The 14,584-nt window shown below is 42.5% G+C and carries 14 protein-coding genes; 7 read left to right on the top strand and 7 right to left on the bottom strand.

The genetic code is table 11. The features are described from left to right. Positions 1-32: 32 nt before the first annotated feature. From EES38_RS02965 to EES38_RS22100, 3 genes are all read right to left on the bottom strand, one after another. A complete protein-coding gene (locus tag EES38_RS02965) occupies positions 33-920 on the bottom strand; it encodes a mechanosensitive ion channel family protein (protein ID WP_243694137.1) in 888 nt (295 codons plus the stop codon). A 232-nt stretch (positions 921-1,152) separates the two neighbouring features. After that, the gene (locus tag EES38_RS02960; protein WP_124935664.1) at positions 1,153-1,722 is read right to left on the bottom strand and encodes a histidine phosphatase family protein; all 570 of its coding nucleotides are present in this window, start codon (positions 1,720-1,722) and stop codon (positions 1,153-1,155) included. 113 nt (positions 1,723-1,835) lie between these two features. After that, a complete protein-coding gene (locus tag EES38_RS22100; protein WP_166434196.1) occupies positions 1,836-1,976 on the bottom strand; it encodes a hypothetical protein in 141 nt (46 codons plus the stop codon). 325 nt (positions 1,977-2,301) lie between these two features. Between EES38_RS22100 and EES38_RS02955 the strand changes: the two genes are divergently transcribed. Further along, a complete protein-coding gene (locus tag EES38_RS02955) occupies positions 2,302-4,209 on the top strand; it encodes an alkaline phosphatase D family protein (RefSeq protein ID WP_124935663.1) in 1,908 nt (635 codons plus the stop codon). A gap of 59 nt (positions 4,210-4,268) precedes the next feature. Here EES38_RS02955 and EES38_RS02950 read toward each other — a convergent pair whose 3' ends face one another. Further along, a complete protein-coding gene (locus EES38_RS02950; protein ID WP_124935662.1) occupies positions 4,269-4,880 on the bottom strand; it encodes a Yip1 family protein in 612 nt (203 codons plus the stop codon). A gap of 407 nt (positions 4,881-5,287) precedes the next feature. Between EES38_RS02950 and EES38_RS02945 the strand changes: the two genes are divergently transcribed. The 5 genes from EES38_RS02945 to EES38_RS02925 all read left to right on the top strand — a co-directional run bounded on the left by EES38_RS02945 (position 5,288) and on the right by EES38_RS02925 (position 10,152). Beyond that, positions 5,288-5,608, top strand: coding sequence for a hypothetical protein (locus EES38_RS02945; protein ID WP_124935661.1), 321 nt, complete (start codon positions 5,288-5,290; stop codon positions 5,606-5,608). Between the two features lie 119 nt (positions 5,609-5,727). Next, positions 5,728-7,191, top strand: a complete 1,464-nt coding sequence (locus tag EES38_RS02940) for a sensor domain-containing diguanylate cyclase (RefSeq protein ID WP_166434195.1) — start codon at positions 5,728-5,730, stop codon at positions 7,189-7,191. A gap of 203 nt (positions 7,192-7,394) precedes the next feature. Continuing rightward, positions 7,395-8,435 carry an AraC-like transcriptional regulator QhpR gene (qhpR, locus tag EES38_RS02935; RefSeq protein ID WP_166434194.1) on the top strand — a complete coding sequence of 347 codons (1,041 nt, stop codon included), beginning with the start codon at positions 7,395-7,397 and terminating at the stop codon, positions 8,433-8,435. A 167-nt stretch (positions 8,436-8,602) separates the two neighbouring features. Continuing rightward, positions 8,603-9,970, top strand: coding sequence for an ammonium transporter (locus EES38_RS02930; RefSeq protein ID WP_124935658.1), 1,368 nt, complete (start codon positions 8,603-8,605; stop codon positions 9,968-9,970). Next, positions 9,970-10,152, top strand: coding sequence for a hypothetical protein (locus EES38_RS02925; protein ID WP_124935657.1), 183 nt, complete (start codon positions 9,970-9,972; stop codon positions 10,150-10,152). The genes EES38_RS02930 and EES38_RS02925 overlap by 1 nt, the downstream gene beginning before the upstream one ends. 62 nt (positions 10,153-10,214) lie before the next feature. Here EES38_RS02925 and EES38_RS02920 read toward each other — a convergent pair whose 3' ends face one another. Further along, on the bottom strand, positions 10,215-11,567 hold the full coding sequence (locus EES38_RS02920) for a (Fe-S)-binding protein (RefSeq protein ID WP_124935656.1): 1,353 nt from the start codon (positions 11,565-11,567) through the stop codon (positions 10,215-10,217). Between the two features lie 191 nt (positions 11,568-11,758). Here EES38_RS02920 and EES38_RS02915 point away from each other — a divergent pair, with 191 nt between their 5' ends. After that, positions 11,759-11,980, top strand: a complete 222-nt coding sequence (locus EES38_RS02915) for a CCE_0567 family metalloprotein (protein WP_124935655.1) — start codon at positions 11,759-11,761, stop codon at positions 11,978-11,980. A gap of 51 nt (positions 11,981-12,031) precedes the next feature. Here EES38_RS02915 and glpC read toward each other — a convergent pair whose 3' ends face one another. Then, positions 12,032-13,246, bottom strand: a complete 1,215-nt coding sequence (glpC, locus tag EES38_RS02910) for an anaerobic glycerol-3-phosphate dehydrogenase subunit GlpC (protein ID WP_124935654.1) — start codon at positions 13,244-13,246, stop codon at positions 12,032-12,034. Further along, entirely contained in the window at positions 13,243-14,583 is a 1,341-nt protein-coding gene (glpB, locus tag EES38_RS02905) for a glycerol-3-phosphate dehydrogenase subunit GlpB (RefSeq protein ID WP_124935653.1), read from the bottom strand. Before glpB ends, glpC begins: the two co-directional genes overlap by 4 nt. Between the last annotated feature and the right edge of the window lies 1 nt (position 14,584).

The raw sequence follows: 14,584 nt of genomic DNA, 5'->3' as shown, positions 1-14,584 counted from the left end.
AAGCCCATACAGGCTTCACTATTACAGCAAAGCTAATTTCCTTCATCTGTTAACGGTGTTTCTGAATTCATTTCAGCCAGTGTCTTACCACCTTTGATACCAAAATCCAGAGTTCGAATTGGGAATGGGATTTGTATTCCGGCCTCGTTGAGCGATTTATGAATGGTACATATCGCATCGTGTTTTGCCAGCATATAACCATGCTCTCCGGGATAGTCTATCCAGAACCAGACGAGCAAATCGATACTACTTGCACCAAAGCCATCTGCATATACGGCAGTACTCTCTTTATCGATTACAAAGTCGAACTGATTAATCGCATCAACGATGATCTTTGCTGCTTCGTCAGGGTCGTCTCCGTAAGATATTCCGACCGGTATACTGATTTTGCGAACTTTCGTTGCAGAGTAATTAGTCAGAATATTTTGGAAGAGAATTTTGTTGGGGATTATTTTTATCTGACCAGAGAAATTCTCGACAATGGTATTGCGTAAATTAATCGCGTTAACGGAGCCAAAAATGCTATCTGTTTCGATGATATCACCGATCTTGAAGGGTTTTCTGACGCTCATCGTCACGCCAGAAATAAAGTTCTCGGTCATATCCTGGAATGCAAAACCAATCGCTAAACCGACGATCCCTGCACCGGCTAGTAATGATGAGACAGTACCTTGTAAGCCAATGAAGTCGAGAGCGATAAACATCCCACAACAGACGACAAAGACCTTGATCAGAGAGAGAAGTAAGTTGATCACTTCGCGTGAGTGAATCATGCGATGGAGCATTTTGCCCGCTAACTTTACGGCTAGATTGGATAAGATCCAAAACAGAATCAGTACGACAACGGATACGACGAAATTGGGGAGCATTTTCACGCCTTCTTCCATCCACGTTTCTAGCTTCTGGTAGATGATAGACATGAACTTTTCGAGTTTAATTATTTCCATAAAGACTTTGATTTTTAATCAGTTACAACCATGTTACTAGTCGTAACACACATCATGCCAAAATTAAGATATTGAAATATAAGGAAATATTCTCACAAAGTACGAGGTGACCATGAAGATATTACTGGCAGGATGTAAAAATTATCTAAGATGCCTCATCAAAAATCTGGGTAGGGTAAGGAAGCTTTGATGAGGCTCCGGACTATTAATCGACTAACTGGTGGACTTGTACGAAAGTAAATTGCTTATCAGCATATTGGTATTCAAATACGCAGCAGTTAGGAATACCATCGGGTAATACTGCGTCAGCATCCGTCCACTGTTCGAGAAAGCGTCGACATGAACCGGCATGAGCCACTGCAAGTACGCAGTTGTGTCCATCTTTTTCCATTATGTCGATACAGGTTTCTCTCATTCGTTTACGAATCATATCTCGAGATTCTCCACCAAACTGGACATAGTGTTCTTCACGAGCATCTTTGGAAGGATGAAGATCTTCACTTTCCCCTTCATAAACACCAAAGTTTATCTCCTTTAATCCCTTTAGCCGCTGGTAGGGCATTCGATTTCTCGTGACGATCTCAGCGGTATCGCAGCTGCGTTCAGACGTTGAGCTGTATAAATAATCAAGTTGGATATTATCGAAGAAATTCGCTACCTGCTCAGCCTGCTGGATACCTTTTTCGGTTAACGGAGAGTCACACCACCCCTGAATTTTACGTCTGACATTGAACAATGTTTGTCCGTGACGCATTAAATAGAATGTTTTTTTCATGCAAAAGTTTCCGTGAATGTTTTGCAGCCAGTGTAACATTGGACAGGGAAAGGTGCATATTGGGAACCTATAAGGCCGCAGGGTGAATCGCGGCCCTATCTCTAGTTTGGAGCTTATTGGTTAATGATGGTTTCTGTTGGCGCTGGAACTGTTGATTGACCATACATTTCGTTAGCTAAAAATCGATATGCCCCACATGCAGCCAATATGATGAGAAACAAATATAAATAATGTTTGGTGTGATTTTTTGTCATTGTTTACCTCCTAAGCAGGCACAATCAAGATAGGACCGAATTAGTGGATATCAGTGTATTAATACGCCGATATCCACTAATAAAAGCACACGATGTAGGAATTATATCTGCCCGCGATCTCTATTTGCTTATAAAAGTGAGATAGGTGTAAAGATACGCAAAGTTCATCCATTTGTGATGGTGAAGCACTAAACTTACGTTATTCTAGATTATCGTTGGATTTCTTATGACACTGCCAAAGTATTTGCACTGTTATATATCAGGAACGGTTGGTTATATTTCGTATCAATGTGATGACAGGTTTAACTCATTATCTTGGAGATAAATGAAACAGCAAACAGAACTCCCGCTCATTTATGCAGGTCCCATTGTACGTCGTTGCGATAAAGATGGCGTAACGCTATGGTTTGCAACGAGAGAGCCATTAATTGGACATATTTTTCTCTATGACAATCATTCGATCCCACTAGGTTGCCTTGATTTTACTCAGGCAGAGCAAATTCGAGTAGGGAAGAATGTTTGGATCACTTTGGCAAATGTCAGGTTTAACATCCCCGAGGATGGAATAGTACATTACTCATTTAGTACACAGTCAGGCTCAATGACTGAGTTACTTCCTCATCTTTGCTATGAATCTGACTTGATTTCGGTTGAAGGGCGCTTGTGTCTGACACTTAAATTAACAGGTAAAGCCGAACATGTCCTCCATGGTTCATGTCGCTGTCCTCATACCGATAATTTGGATGCGTTACCTGCGGTGGATCGCAGACTTGCTGGCCAGGAAATAGAGGACAGAGCGGATATCCTTATGTTAAGCGGCGATCAAATTTACGCGGATGAGGTCGCGGGACCGAGTTTACATGCCATTCATCTTCTTATCGATAGGTTAGGACTGCCTAATGAGACGTTTGCCCACCTTAGCGTAGCAGATAGTGATGCGCTTTATCGGTCTGATCTTACCTATTATCACCGCTCAGCGTTACTACCAACGACTCAACAGTCATCTCGTTGGGGAATGAATAAAAATAGGTCTCAGCCAATCTTTACCTCTACGGATAGTGACAATCACCTGATGACGTTTGGGGAATTTTTTGTCATGTATCTGCTTGTTTGGTCGTCATCTTTATGGGATTACCTGAGTGAAGAGTGGGAAGTTCCGCCCTCGGTTGTTGCGCAAGATGCTGAGCATCTAACACGTTGGAATACAGAAGTCGCCAATATGCGAGGTTTCATTTCCGGTCTAAAAAATGTGCAGCGCTTGCTTGCGCATTTACCAACCTACATGATTTTTGATGATCACGATATTACCGATGATTGGAACTTAACAATTGGTTGGGAGAAAGCCGCTTATGAACATCCAGATGCTAGACAAATTATAGGTAATGGATTATTTGCTTACTGGTTATGTCAGGGGTGGGGGAATGATCCTAAGCGCTTTAATCGGGAGTTTAAACAACCTCTAAGAGAATTTCTCAATCATCCTACGTTTGTTAGTCACAATGATGTTGTCCAGCAAATGCATCGTTGTGAGGATTGGCATTATACCATTGATTCTATGCCGAAAATGGTGGTACTTGATACCCGGACACGTCGCTGGCGCTCTGAGTCTAAAATGAATAAGCCTAGCGGTTTAATGGATTGGGAAGCGTTAATTGAATTTCATCAGCAATTAGTGGATCAGGATAAAGTTGTTATTGTGTCACCAGCACCAATGTTTGGCGTGAAATTTATCGAGATGCTACAACGAGCTGTCACCCAGCTGGGACATCCGCTCGCCGTTGATGCAGAGAACTGGATGGCACATCCTGGTGCTGCCAATACACTGATCAGTATTTTTACGCATACTAAAACACCGAAGAACTTTGTGATTCTTTCTGGCGATGTGCATTATTCATTTACCTACGATATTCAGTTGCGCTTTCGTAAAGCCAAACCGAACATCTATCAAATTACCTGTAGTGGAATCAAAAATACATTTCCATCCACGTTGTTGAAAGTGTGTGACTATGCCGACCGCTGGCTTTATAGTCCCCGTTCGCCGCTTAACTGGCTGACGAAACGTAAACGTCTAAAAATATTTAAGCGCTATCCAACAACCAGTGCTGCGTCTCATTTGGTCAATCATAGTGCACTTGGGGAAGTCCGATTGGATTCGGAAGGGAAACCAAAGCTGGTTAAAATACTACTTTCCGATGGAACGGATATCGAGTTTCCGCAATCGAAGTCGATTTAATACGTTCATCTAGAATGAAAAGATACACACTCAAAGAGTGTGTATCTGGCAGTGAAGCTCTATTCGAAGAATTTCCAAACTACGCTGTGTTCAGAACCCATGCTCCAAAGCAATACGACGACCGCAAGCATGAGTTCGAGAATCAGCACACCGGCGCCAAGTGTTGTGCCTGACAGGATAAAGCCTTCTTTATGGCTGATCCCCAGAAAGCTTGGCGTACCTTTATAGAGTAAGTAGGCGGTGTAAATAATACCTGCAATCATGGCTAACATGCATAACCAGAATATGGGGTATATCGCGAATACGCCGCTCAGAAACATCGGTGTTGCAATATATCCAGCGAAAATGATGCAGTCGTTGCGACTTGGTCTGCTTGGGATCTTACGTGCTAACCAGTGAATCATTGAGCCAACGACAACGACTGCGAGTAAAATCAACGCGTAAAAAGCTACGCCGAGAGCGAGTCCGTTTAGCAGTGATACTTTAAAAGACTCTTCTCCACCGAAGCTCCAGCCAAACTGAGTCGTACCAATAAAGGAACAAACAACGGGTATGGCTGCCATTTTCAATATATAGTGAACATAGAGGTGGCTAACAGATTCGTGTTCAGCGTTGATATGACGCCATTCACGTTCTGGATCATGCAGCAGACCCCATACATGGTTACTCATAACTGCCTCTTTACATTCCTTGGAATGGGTTGGTTAAAAATTGATCTACATCAATAAGTATAGACACAAGTTATTAACTGGAAACTGAGATAAAAAATTAGATTGAGTGGCTTTGTTAACTGACCGAAAAGTCGGAAGATTTTTATACTGACACGGATCGAGTTTTTACGAAATCGGGGCTGAGCTTTGCAAATATGTCTTCAGAATTAGTATCACATTTCAAAATTCAGACCTTTCATTCAGCCTCTTTGAGGTGAATTGAAACAGAGTCTTCTACATTTAAAGCAGAGTAGAAGGAAAAGTAAGATGATGTTTTTGTCTAAGTTAGAAGGGTTGAGTGCTTGATGCAATACGCAAAGGTGACCAAGTAATAGTGGAGGGGCGCATCACAGCACTAAGGAGGCATTATGTTTCTTTACATTGTGATTGGTGTTTTGTTTGGTATCTATATTGTGAGCGGGATTATTTCGAGTATCTATGAGCATAAGTGGGCCGAGTTACGAGACTTGGTACTGAGTGTTTTTTTCTTTCCTATTGTCATTATCGTCTTTGTTGTTATCTCCGTTGTCGTTGGCATCCCATTTGATAGCGAAATCATGCGTCATCTGTCTTTTGCGTATTTTTTCGATGAAGCTCATGTCTTGATACTGCTACCTGCCATTGCGATTACTGCTGCTTTATCTATTCCACTATATCGTCTGATAGAGAGATGGTTCCCTGATAAGTGATAGATTTCACACTTAACGTTCTGTTAACAATAATCATAGTAATTTGATCGCCAAATTTATACTATTATGACTAGCACTACTTTTTTGTAGTGTCTTTACCGTTAATGGAGAGCTGTACCGTGGAGTCTGGCGAAAAAGTGGGTGAGAGCAGCAGAGCATTGTTTACATTAAGACGTTGGTTATTGAGTTCATACGATAAGCAAGCACTCACTTTTATTATTGTTTGGCTGGGGGTTTGGCTACTCGGTTATATAGTGGAATATGTCCATCATGCGAGTGTTTGGTTTCCGCCTGCCGGTCTTACCTTTGCTGCTCTTCTCGTTGTCGGGCGAAAAATTATCCCGCCTCTTGTGGTATGTGCTGTCATTTCAACGATGTGGACGGGAGTGCTGTATCAACTCGATTTCACAGCCTATGAGCTGATAGTTCCTGGGCTAGTCTTTGCTGTTACTCATATCACGCCTTATTTCATTGCAGCGACAATTCTCAGAAGGCTAGCTAATTCTTCAGAATGTGAGCTTCCCAAATTAGCGTTAGTCTTTCTGATCACTGCAGTAATCAGCAGTTTTATTACTTCATTTTTGGTTATCTGGGGATTAGTCATAACAGGATTAATGGCTCAGTCTGATATCGCAATGACATGGTTACCATTCTGGATAGGTGATATGACAGGCATTATTGCTTTGGGACCTGTTTTTATGGGTATTTTATTGAAGTACTATCCTTCACCCCAAGTTGATATTGGTGAACTCAAAACCATATCGCTTCCCGGAAATATCAGTCAGTTTGTGATGAAGTTAGCTCTATGTTGTGTGATCGTCACGCTTATTATGGCGTTTTCCTATTACTACCCGGTTAATGAAAGTCACTTTGCAATCTTTTTCATGCTGATTCCATTAATGTGGATTGCTTATACAGAAACACCTGCTCGTATCGCTATCAGTGTTGCCTTGTTCAGTACTTATATTGTGTTTTTAGTGAACCTGTTTGGATTGATGCAAAACGTTATGGTTTATCAGTTTGCCATTTGCACCATAGCTGCGAGTACCTTTTTCTATATCTCAATTCCATCTTTGTTGGCACATAACCAGGATTTACAGGTAAAAACTCAAACCGATGCATTGACTGGAGTGGCATCGCGAAATTATCTCATGGAAAGAACCTTATTGTTTATTCATGGATGTGAGTCTTCACACCAACCTTTGGCGATGATCGTATTCGATATCGATCACTTTAAAGCGATTAATGATCGGCTTGGTCATTCGAATGGCGACAAAGGACTTAAAAAGGTCGCTAAGATAGCGAGTAGTTACTTACGTGAGAATGATTTGCTGGCAAGGTATGGTGGCGATGAATTTGTCATCGTGTTGCCGAATACTGATCAAGGAGAGGCTCAGGAAATATCTGAACGCATACTGCGTGGTATTCGGTTAGCCCAAGTATTCCCAGAAGTTCTGTTAAGTTGTAGTTTTGGTGTGGCTCAAATGGAAAATGGTGACGATTTTGCTCGATTATTTGAAAGAGCAGACCGTGCTTTATATCTTGCTAAAAACTCTGGTAGAAGCCAGGTTCGTTGTATTTAACTCTACACATCGAATAACTATCTCTATAAGACCCGACACGACCTATTGTGGAAAATACGTGCGCAAATCTTGTGCATCAGTCGAACTGATATTATCAATCTAAGATTTCATTTTTAATAAGTTAATGATTTTTAACAAGTAATTAAATAGGCATAAAACCTGCTTGTTGCATAGCTCTAAACTATATAGTTAGGAGTATGTATATGGATACAAGTATGGTAAGGAATACCAACTCCTCAACAGTTCTCGGTACCGTGACGTATGGATTAGAAGAATTTATACAGCGTCAGGGTGGAGAAAGTTCAGTCGTACTAAAACGAGCGGGTTTAAAATCCAACGCTTTTCAGCGGCCAAATCAACCTATTTTGCTGCAAGCGTTCTGTAATTCAATGCATGAAGCAGCCAAGAGCACTGGAAACGATCATTTTGGCTTAAGTTTCGGTGCCCAATATGAGCCAGAAGGCCTGGGCGTGTTCGGATATCAGGCTATTACATCGATGACTCTGCGAGATGCATTACACAATATGATTAGCAGTTTCGACGTATTTCAGAACAATAGCCTGCTGAAACTCACTACTAAAGATAGTATTTGCGCTCTGGAGTATCGCTTACTTGATGGTGACATAAAAGATCGTCGTCAGGATGCTGAAGTGACCATTGGGATGTTACTCAATGTGTTATGCAGAGCGATGGGCGATAAATGGACGCCGTTACAAATCCAATTCCAGCATCCAGCTCTCGTCAATAATCATACCCATAGAGATTTCTACCATTGTGACGTTACGTTTCAGCAACGTAGCAATTTCATATTCTTCCGTGAGAGTTGCCTCGACACTCCAATGCCGGACGCTAACCCTATTTTAAACGGTGTTGTTGGTGACACGATTGACCAGATTCGCGGTACAAAAGGTGTCACGATGTCTACTGTTCAGCGAGTGAAAAGTGAAATTATCGACTTACTTCCTTCTGGCGAGGTGAGTTTAGAGGTGATTGCTCGCAACCTATCTAAGTCACCGCGCAGCCTGCAGCGACTTCTCAGTTCGGAACAAGCCTCATTTGGCATGCTATTAGATCAAACCCGGCAGGAGCTTGCTGAATATTACCTGAGTTATGAAAAAGTCAGCTTAAGTGAAATTGCGTTTCGTCTTGGGTATTCAGAGCAAAGTGCTTTTACACGGGCATTTATGCGTTGGAAATCTGTGTCACTTCGAGGTGGACCCGAACATCGTCGATACCTGGAGTAACCGAGAGCTGGTCAATAACCCTAATCACAATCAAATGGAGGTCAAAGGAATGATCCAGACGGCGCAAAGTGATTTTTTGCGTTTTGAAAGTAAACAAACACTTCTGGCGGAAACAGTTGTTTCTCGTTGGTTGGAGTTAGTTAGTCATCAAACAGAAGGAAGAATAAATGGCTGATGGAACAGTAACTTTAGAGAGCTTAAAAGCTCTCGTCGATGCTCAACAAAAAACAATCGACATGCAGACATCAATGAACATGGAAGCGTTTTATTGGTGGTGTACTGCATTGATGATTATGATTCATGCGGGATTTTTGGCGTATGAAATAGGGGCTTCACGGACGAAAAATGCGCTCGCGGCAGGGATAAAAAACATTCTGGCTTTAGCACTCATTATTCCTGTATTTTATCTTGTGGGCTGGTGGATTTATCTCTCATTTCCTGAGGGGCTGATACCTAACTCTGTAGCATCTGCTTTGCCGTGGTCCGTTAGTATGGGACCTAAGTTGGATGAAATGGGAACAGGTATATTCTGGGCTGCATTCGCAATGTTTGGTGCGACAACTGGCTCAATTCTATCTGGTGCCGTTATTGAACGTATGCGTGTGAGTTCTTTTCTTATTCTCACGATTGCGGTTGGTGGCATCATCTGGATCTTGGCAGCGGCTTGGGGCTGGCATCCAGAAGGGTGGCTATTAACAAAACTGGGTTATCATGATGTGGGTGCTGCTGGTGTAGTACACGCGGTCGCAGGATTCTTTACTCTTGGTGTTCTTTTGAATCTTGGTGCTCGTCGTGGTCGTTTCATCAATGGTGTCGCACAAACTATTGCGCCTCATAGTTTACCGATGACACTGATCGGTCTTATGATGATCATCTTCGGTTTCTTTGGCTTCCTTGGCGGCTGTATTATCTATAATGCAGGAGATGCGGGTTGGACGACTATCTACGGTACACCAACTAACTTGTCGGCGTTTGCCTTTAACACTCTCATGGGCTTTGCTGGTGGGATTGTCGGTTGTTACTTCGCAACTCGTGATCCTTTCTGGACCATGTCGGGAGGCTTGGTTGGTATTATCGCTATCGCCGCTGGCTTAGATCTTTATGACCCAGGATTAGCGTTCTGTTTGGCCGCTGGAACTGGCGTATTAGCGGTTCAATTCGCCAAAATGCTTGAGAAATTTGGTATTGATGACGCAGTCGGTGCTGTCGCAGTTCATGGCTTTGCGGGTTCACTTTCCGTTATTCTTGTTGGTATCTTCGCGAACAATATGCCAAACGCTGAGGGTATTCCACCAATTACGTTTACCGGACAGTTAATTTCAACGGGTGTCATGATTGTTCTCGGTTTCGTGCCCGGATACGGTATTTCTTATCTACTGAAAAAATTCTCTATGCTTCGTGTGCCTGGCACCGTAGAAGATAAAGGTATTGATGAAGTTGAATTACTGGCTAAACCTTATCCAGAGTCAATGGTACCTGCATCCTATGCGAGTGAAGTACCAAACAAGTTAGCTAATAATCAAGGAGCACTATAATGGGAACATCAATTACAAGTTGGGATTCTGTTGCAGAGTATTTTGTATTTGCAAATAACCCTTTTATGCTCGTACTATTTTCTGCTGGTGTTTTAGCAATTTGTGTTGGTCTAATCATGCACATTAAACGTCATGAAGATGCGGCCTTTGCTGAATGCGAAAAAAGCACGACACAGTTTTAATTAACTGATATTAAATTGAAAATCGGCGCTTAAGGCGCCGATTTTTTATTCTGGTGAACAATCTAATTAGCTGTTTCCAACATATCGTAGAGTAACGTTGCGATGTGTAATGGCTTTCTTCCGGTCAATGCCAATATTTGATGGCCACAAGAGAAACCGTTGCATACCACTGTCGCTGTAGAGTCAGCATCTAATGCCGGTAGTAGACCGAGTTGTGCCATGTCTCTGGATTCTTTTGCGTGCTCAGCTTCCAAGCCAAAGCTTCCTGCCATCCCACAACATGACGCTTCAATGAATTCGAACGGTAGGTCTGGAATGAGTCGCAGCGCTTTCCTCATAGACTTCATTGCCCCAACTGCTTTTTGATGGCAGTGCCCGTGTACCAAGACGTTATGTTTTTTCTCCCAAGGCCTAAAATTAAGGGTGAATCGACCAGCTTTGGTTTCACGAGCGATGAATTCCTCAAGTAGTAATGTGGCATTGGCCAGTTGCTGAGCTTTTTCTCCCAATCCCATCATTAAAAACTCATCACGAATCATTAATGCGGAAGAGGGTTCCAATCCTATGATTCGATGTCCTTTTTCGACGTAAGGCCATAACGCTTCTATTAACTCAACAGCGTGCTTACGTGCCTCCGAGATATAGCCTTGCGAAAATAGGCTGCGGCCAGTGTCTAATGGTCGACCTGAGTTTGTATCCGTCGGAGCGATTGTAGTGACCTGATAGCCAGCAGCATTGAGCAAAACTTCGGTTGAATGAGCAATATGCGGATGAAATATAGCAGTAAAGTTGTCCACCAATAACACAACATTCTTCTCTACCTCTTCGGTAGGATAGGCGTTGGTAAGTGAAGAACTAAACGGCTTACAGGCAGGTTCTGGCAGTTCAATATGTGAGTTCATCTTTAGCACGAAACGAGAAAGCATTCTTACAATGCTCGACTTATTTCTGAGTCGTATTAAATACGCTAACTGAGGGTATTGAAGCATTAAATCCGGGAAATGGCCAAATAACCAAGAGCGCAGACTTTTCTTACCAGATTGTTTTTGTTGGGCAAGATACTCGGCCTTAATTGCCGCCATATCAATATTGTTTTCACACTCTCGTTTACACCCTTTGCAGGAGACACAGCTGTTAAGAGTATCTTCAAGTTGTGGATCATGAAGGAATGAGTAATCATTTTGATTGAGTAACGCTTTTAAAAGCGCGACACGACCTCCTGGAGAAAGCGCTTCGTCATTGGTAATACGAAAACTCGGGCACATAACACCACGATTGTCATGAAGCTGACAACGATTGCTACGTATGCAGACCGAGATAGCTTTTGCATAGTTTCCTCCATTCTTGGGAATGTCAGCATAAGCATCTCCCATCCCTTGATCGTGGTAGTTCGACCAATCTAATTCCGTTTTCATCTGTTCACAACCTGACATTGACCTCTCTATCTATAGGATATAGATCAAAATTAATGCCACTAATTGGTGGAACTAAAAACTATACGTACACAATTCCATAAGAACTTTGTTATAGTTAATTTAGACAATACGAATATAGGTGTTGTCAATAAAACAATGGGTAGGTTAGGAACAATCCAGGGAGAGGGGTCATGATGAGTCAAGGTGAATTAGAACAACTAAGAAACGATATTACGCTTGCAAAACATCTAGCATCTGAAAAAGTCGAGGAACTGCAAAGACTGATTGAAGGTGAATTACCTAATGGATACGATAAGTTACCTCGTATCTCTTATGAGTGCTATCAGGCCTGTAAGCATTTTACGGACCTGACAGATGAACTTCAATCAATCGAGACTTCAACCGCGGCTTAAAGTATTCAAGCTATTTATGATATAGAAGCCACAGTGATATGTGGCTTCATTTTATTCTTCAAGTGCCAGTGCCAATAAGCTGATTGGGTGAAGACATTCCAAATGCGTATTCTCCTCAATTTGCCATTTACAGGTTTCACAGTCTGTGACAGCAAAATCAGCTTCTGAATGTGCTATTTGAGAAAATAATCCCTGGCCTATCTTCATCGACGTATCATAGTTTTCTGTCTTAAAGCCATAGGTACCAGCCAATCCACAGCATTGACTATCCAGTACAACGACATCCAGCCCAGGAATCATTTTTAAAAGCTCAATGGTAAACATTTTCCCACCGCTACGTTCGAGATGGCATGGTGTATGATATACGATGCGTTTATTAATGGACTTCATTTTGGGTTGATTACCACTCATAAACTCCATAAGAAGAAACTTGGTAATGTAGTGTATGTTGTTTACGACAGACTGATTGTCGACCCCGAGAACCTGCGGGTATTCCTCTTGTAACGTGAATGAACAGGTGGAAGACGTCGAGACTACTGCCAAATTGTGTTCATCCAGTGCTCTTTTTAGATTAGAGACATTCAATTGCGCGTTTTTCTTCGCTTTATCATGATAGCCATTAGCGATCAGTGGGACACCGCAGCACTTTTCTTTATCGAGTAAATGCACACCAATGTTCATTGCATTCAGTACTTTTACAAGATCTTTTCCTAATTGGGGATGGTTATAATTGACGTAGCAGCCATGGAAATAGCTGACATGTCTTAAGAAGTTAGTTTGCGTCGCTGCCTGTTGTTTAAACCACCGACGGAATGAACCATGTGAATATTTCGGCAGCGACTTATGATCATGAACGCCAATAGTATGATGCATGACTTTTTTCACTGCTGTGAGCGCGGTAATTTGATTGACCAAAGGAGCAACGGGTGTGGCGATCGTGCCAAGGAGGTCGGTGTGGCTAAGGACATAATCCCTTATTAGCTTAGGACTTTTGGGCCGTTTACCATATTTTCCGCGCGCAGTAGCGATAAGATCACCGATATGAACACCTGAAGGGCAGGCTGTTTCACAGCGTTTACAGTTTGTGCATAGTTTTAGCTTATCGTCATAAAACTCAGCGCTTTTGAGCCGCAAGCGTTCACCATCGGGACCACACTGTTTTGGCCCAGGATAATCAGGATTCGCTTTCGCCACAGGACAATACACTGTGCAAACCGTACACTTAATGCATTGATCAAACGTGGTATCTTTATTCAAAACATTCATGCTCTCACCTCGCTTATTTGCATTTCATATTTGCGGCAACTGAGGATATGGCTTATCGCTGCATAGGCTGTGGATATCGCGACCCCTCCACCACACCCATGTGTGACAGGGTTGTAGCCTGACAATATGGATCCCACGCATTGGAGGTTCGCGACTGTTTTACCTTTTATTGATGGAGTTAGTTCTTTATTGGTTTGCACACCGAAAGACATAAAAGCATGAGGAGACTCAGAAAAAAATGAGGATTGATACCATCGGTCTCGTTCTGGGATAGCACTGGTATCCAGTCCAAATATGGGTTCTTCTATATGTCTCTGATGAGCGACGAGTCCTTTACTAAAAAAACTACCTGAAGCGAGAATAAAGTGGTCTGCCGATAGTCTGATATCGCCAAGTTTTTTCGTACGAATACTATCGAGATGCAGTGTCGAGGATGATGGGTGAAAATATCCTTCAACGACAGTATCTCCACGATGAATGATGCCTCCGTTGGCAGTAAACTCTTTTGCCAAGGCATCCTCGATTCTCATTCCCAATAATGAGGGGGGCATAGTGGGCAGTTCATGGAAGAGTAATCCGGTTTCTGTTGCCAGACGATCTATCATCGTAAGTCCGTCACCATCGCCAAATATGGCGGGTAGCATAACCAGATCTTTAGGTGTTGCGCTGTCTATGAGTTGTTTACACAATATTTGAAAGTTCTCTGGGTCATTGAATATCCTGGCGAGGTCGACTGAACGTAGCTCGTTTGGATTTCTATGTACTCCTTTAAATGCAGCAGTAGAAATGGTCTTTATCTGCATCGGTAGGTGAGCAAAATGAGGTGATGCTCGTAGATTACCTTTGGCTATGTGCGGTTGAAAATCACGAAAGCCGTCGATTGAAACCATGATAAGACGTTCAATCGACTCTAGTTCTGTGAAGTCAAAAGAGAGCTTTGCAACATGTGTCTGAGAAAGCCAGGTTGTTTTTAATGTCCCAAGAGGAGTAATGCGAAAGTGATTTTCTTGATTGGGTTGAGCGGATAGTGATACTCCTGCTCGAGACATGAGAGTTTGAAACCAGTTTATTGCGTCATGAATTCGATGTTTGCCTAGTTTTGCGTATGGATGATCTGGGCGCTTATGGACTAAACGATCTATTTCCGCCCAGGGATCGCTGATGGGTTGATGATTTATGGGGGAGTGAGACAGTAGGTCAATAGAACCGGAAGAGAAGTGTAGCGCGCTTTGACCTTGGCTAATAATAGCGGTGCTCAAGCCCATTTCCAGGCTACGTAGTGCAGCCGAATATCCCGCGATTCCGCTCCCGATTACGATCACATCGTAGTTCATCATA

It is taken from the genome of Vibrio viridaestus (assembly GCF_003856525.1).
GTDB classification, from domain to species: Bacteria; Pseudomonadota; Gammaproteobacteria; order Enterobacterales; family Vibrionaceae; genus Vibrio; species Vibrio viridaestus.
This window is presented reverse-complemented; position numbering and strand designations above follow the sequence as displayed.

What these genes read in the sequence shown, in the direction of transcription:
- EES38_RS02965 (WP_243694137.1), bottom strand. Translation starts at nt 920, where the DNA reads ATGTCTATCATCTACCAGAAGCTAGAAACGTGGATGGAAGAAGGCGTG.
- EES38_RS02960 (WP_124935664.1), bottom strand. Translation starts at nt 1,722, where the DNA reads ATGAAAAAAACATTCTATTTAATGCGTCACGGACAAACATTGTTCAAT.
- EES38_RS22100 (WP_166434196.1), bottom strand. Translation starts at nt 1,976, where the DNA reads ATGACAAAAAATCACACCAAACATTATTTATATTTGTTTCTCATCATA.
- EES38_RS02955 (WP_124935663.1), top strand. Translation starts at nt 2,302, where the DNA reads ATGAAACAGCAAACAGAACTCCCGCTCATTTATGCAGGTCCCATTGTA.
- EES38_RS02950 (WP_124935662.1), bottom strand. Translation starts at nt 4,880, where the DNA reads ATGAGTAACCATGTATGGGGTCTGCTGCATGATCCAGAACGTGAATGG.
- EES38_RS02945 (WP_124935661.1), top strand. Translation starts at nt 5,288, where the DNA reads ATGTTTCTTTACATTGTGATTGGTGTTTTGTTTGGTATCTATATTGTG.
- qhpR (WP_166434194.1), top strand. Translation starts at nt 7,395, where the DNA reads ATGGATACAAGTATGGTAAGGAATACCAACTCCTCAACAGTTCTCGGT.
- EES38_RS02930 (WP_124935658.1), top strand. Translation starts at nt 8,603, where the DNA reads ATGGCTGATGGAACAGTAACTTTAGAGAGCTTAAAAGCTCTCGTCGAT.
- EES38_RS02925 (WP_124935657.1), top strand. Translation starts at nt 9,970, where the DNA reads ATGGGAACATCAATTACAAGTTGGGATTCTGTTGCAGAGTATTTTGTA.
- EES38_RS02920 (WP_124935656.1), bottom strand. Translation starts at nt 11,567, where the DNA reads ATGAAAACGGAATTAGATTGGTCGAACTACCACGATCAAGGGATGGGA.
- EES38_RS02915 (WP_124935655.1), top strand. Translation starts at nt 11,759, where the DNA reads ATGATGAGTCAAGGTGAATTAGAACAACTAAGAAACGATATTACGCTT.
- glpC (WP_124935654.1), bottom strand. Translation starts at nt 13,246, where the DNA reads ATGAATGTTTTGAATAAAGATACCACGTTTGATCAATGCATTAAGTGT.
- glpB (WP_124935653.1), bottom strand. Translation starts at nt 14,583, where the DNA reads ATGATGAACTACGATGTGATCGTAATCGGGAGCGGAATCGCGGGATAT.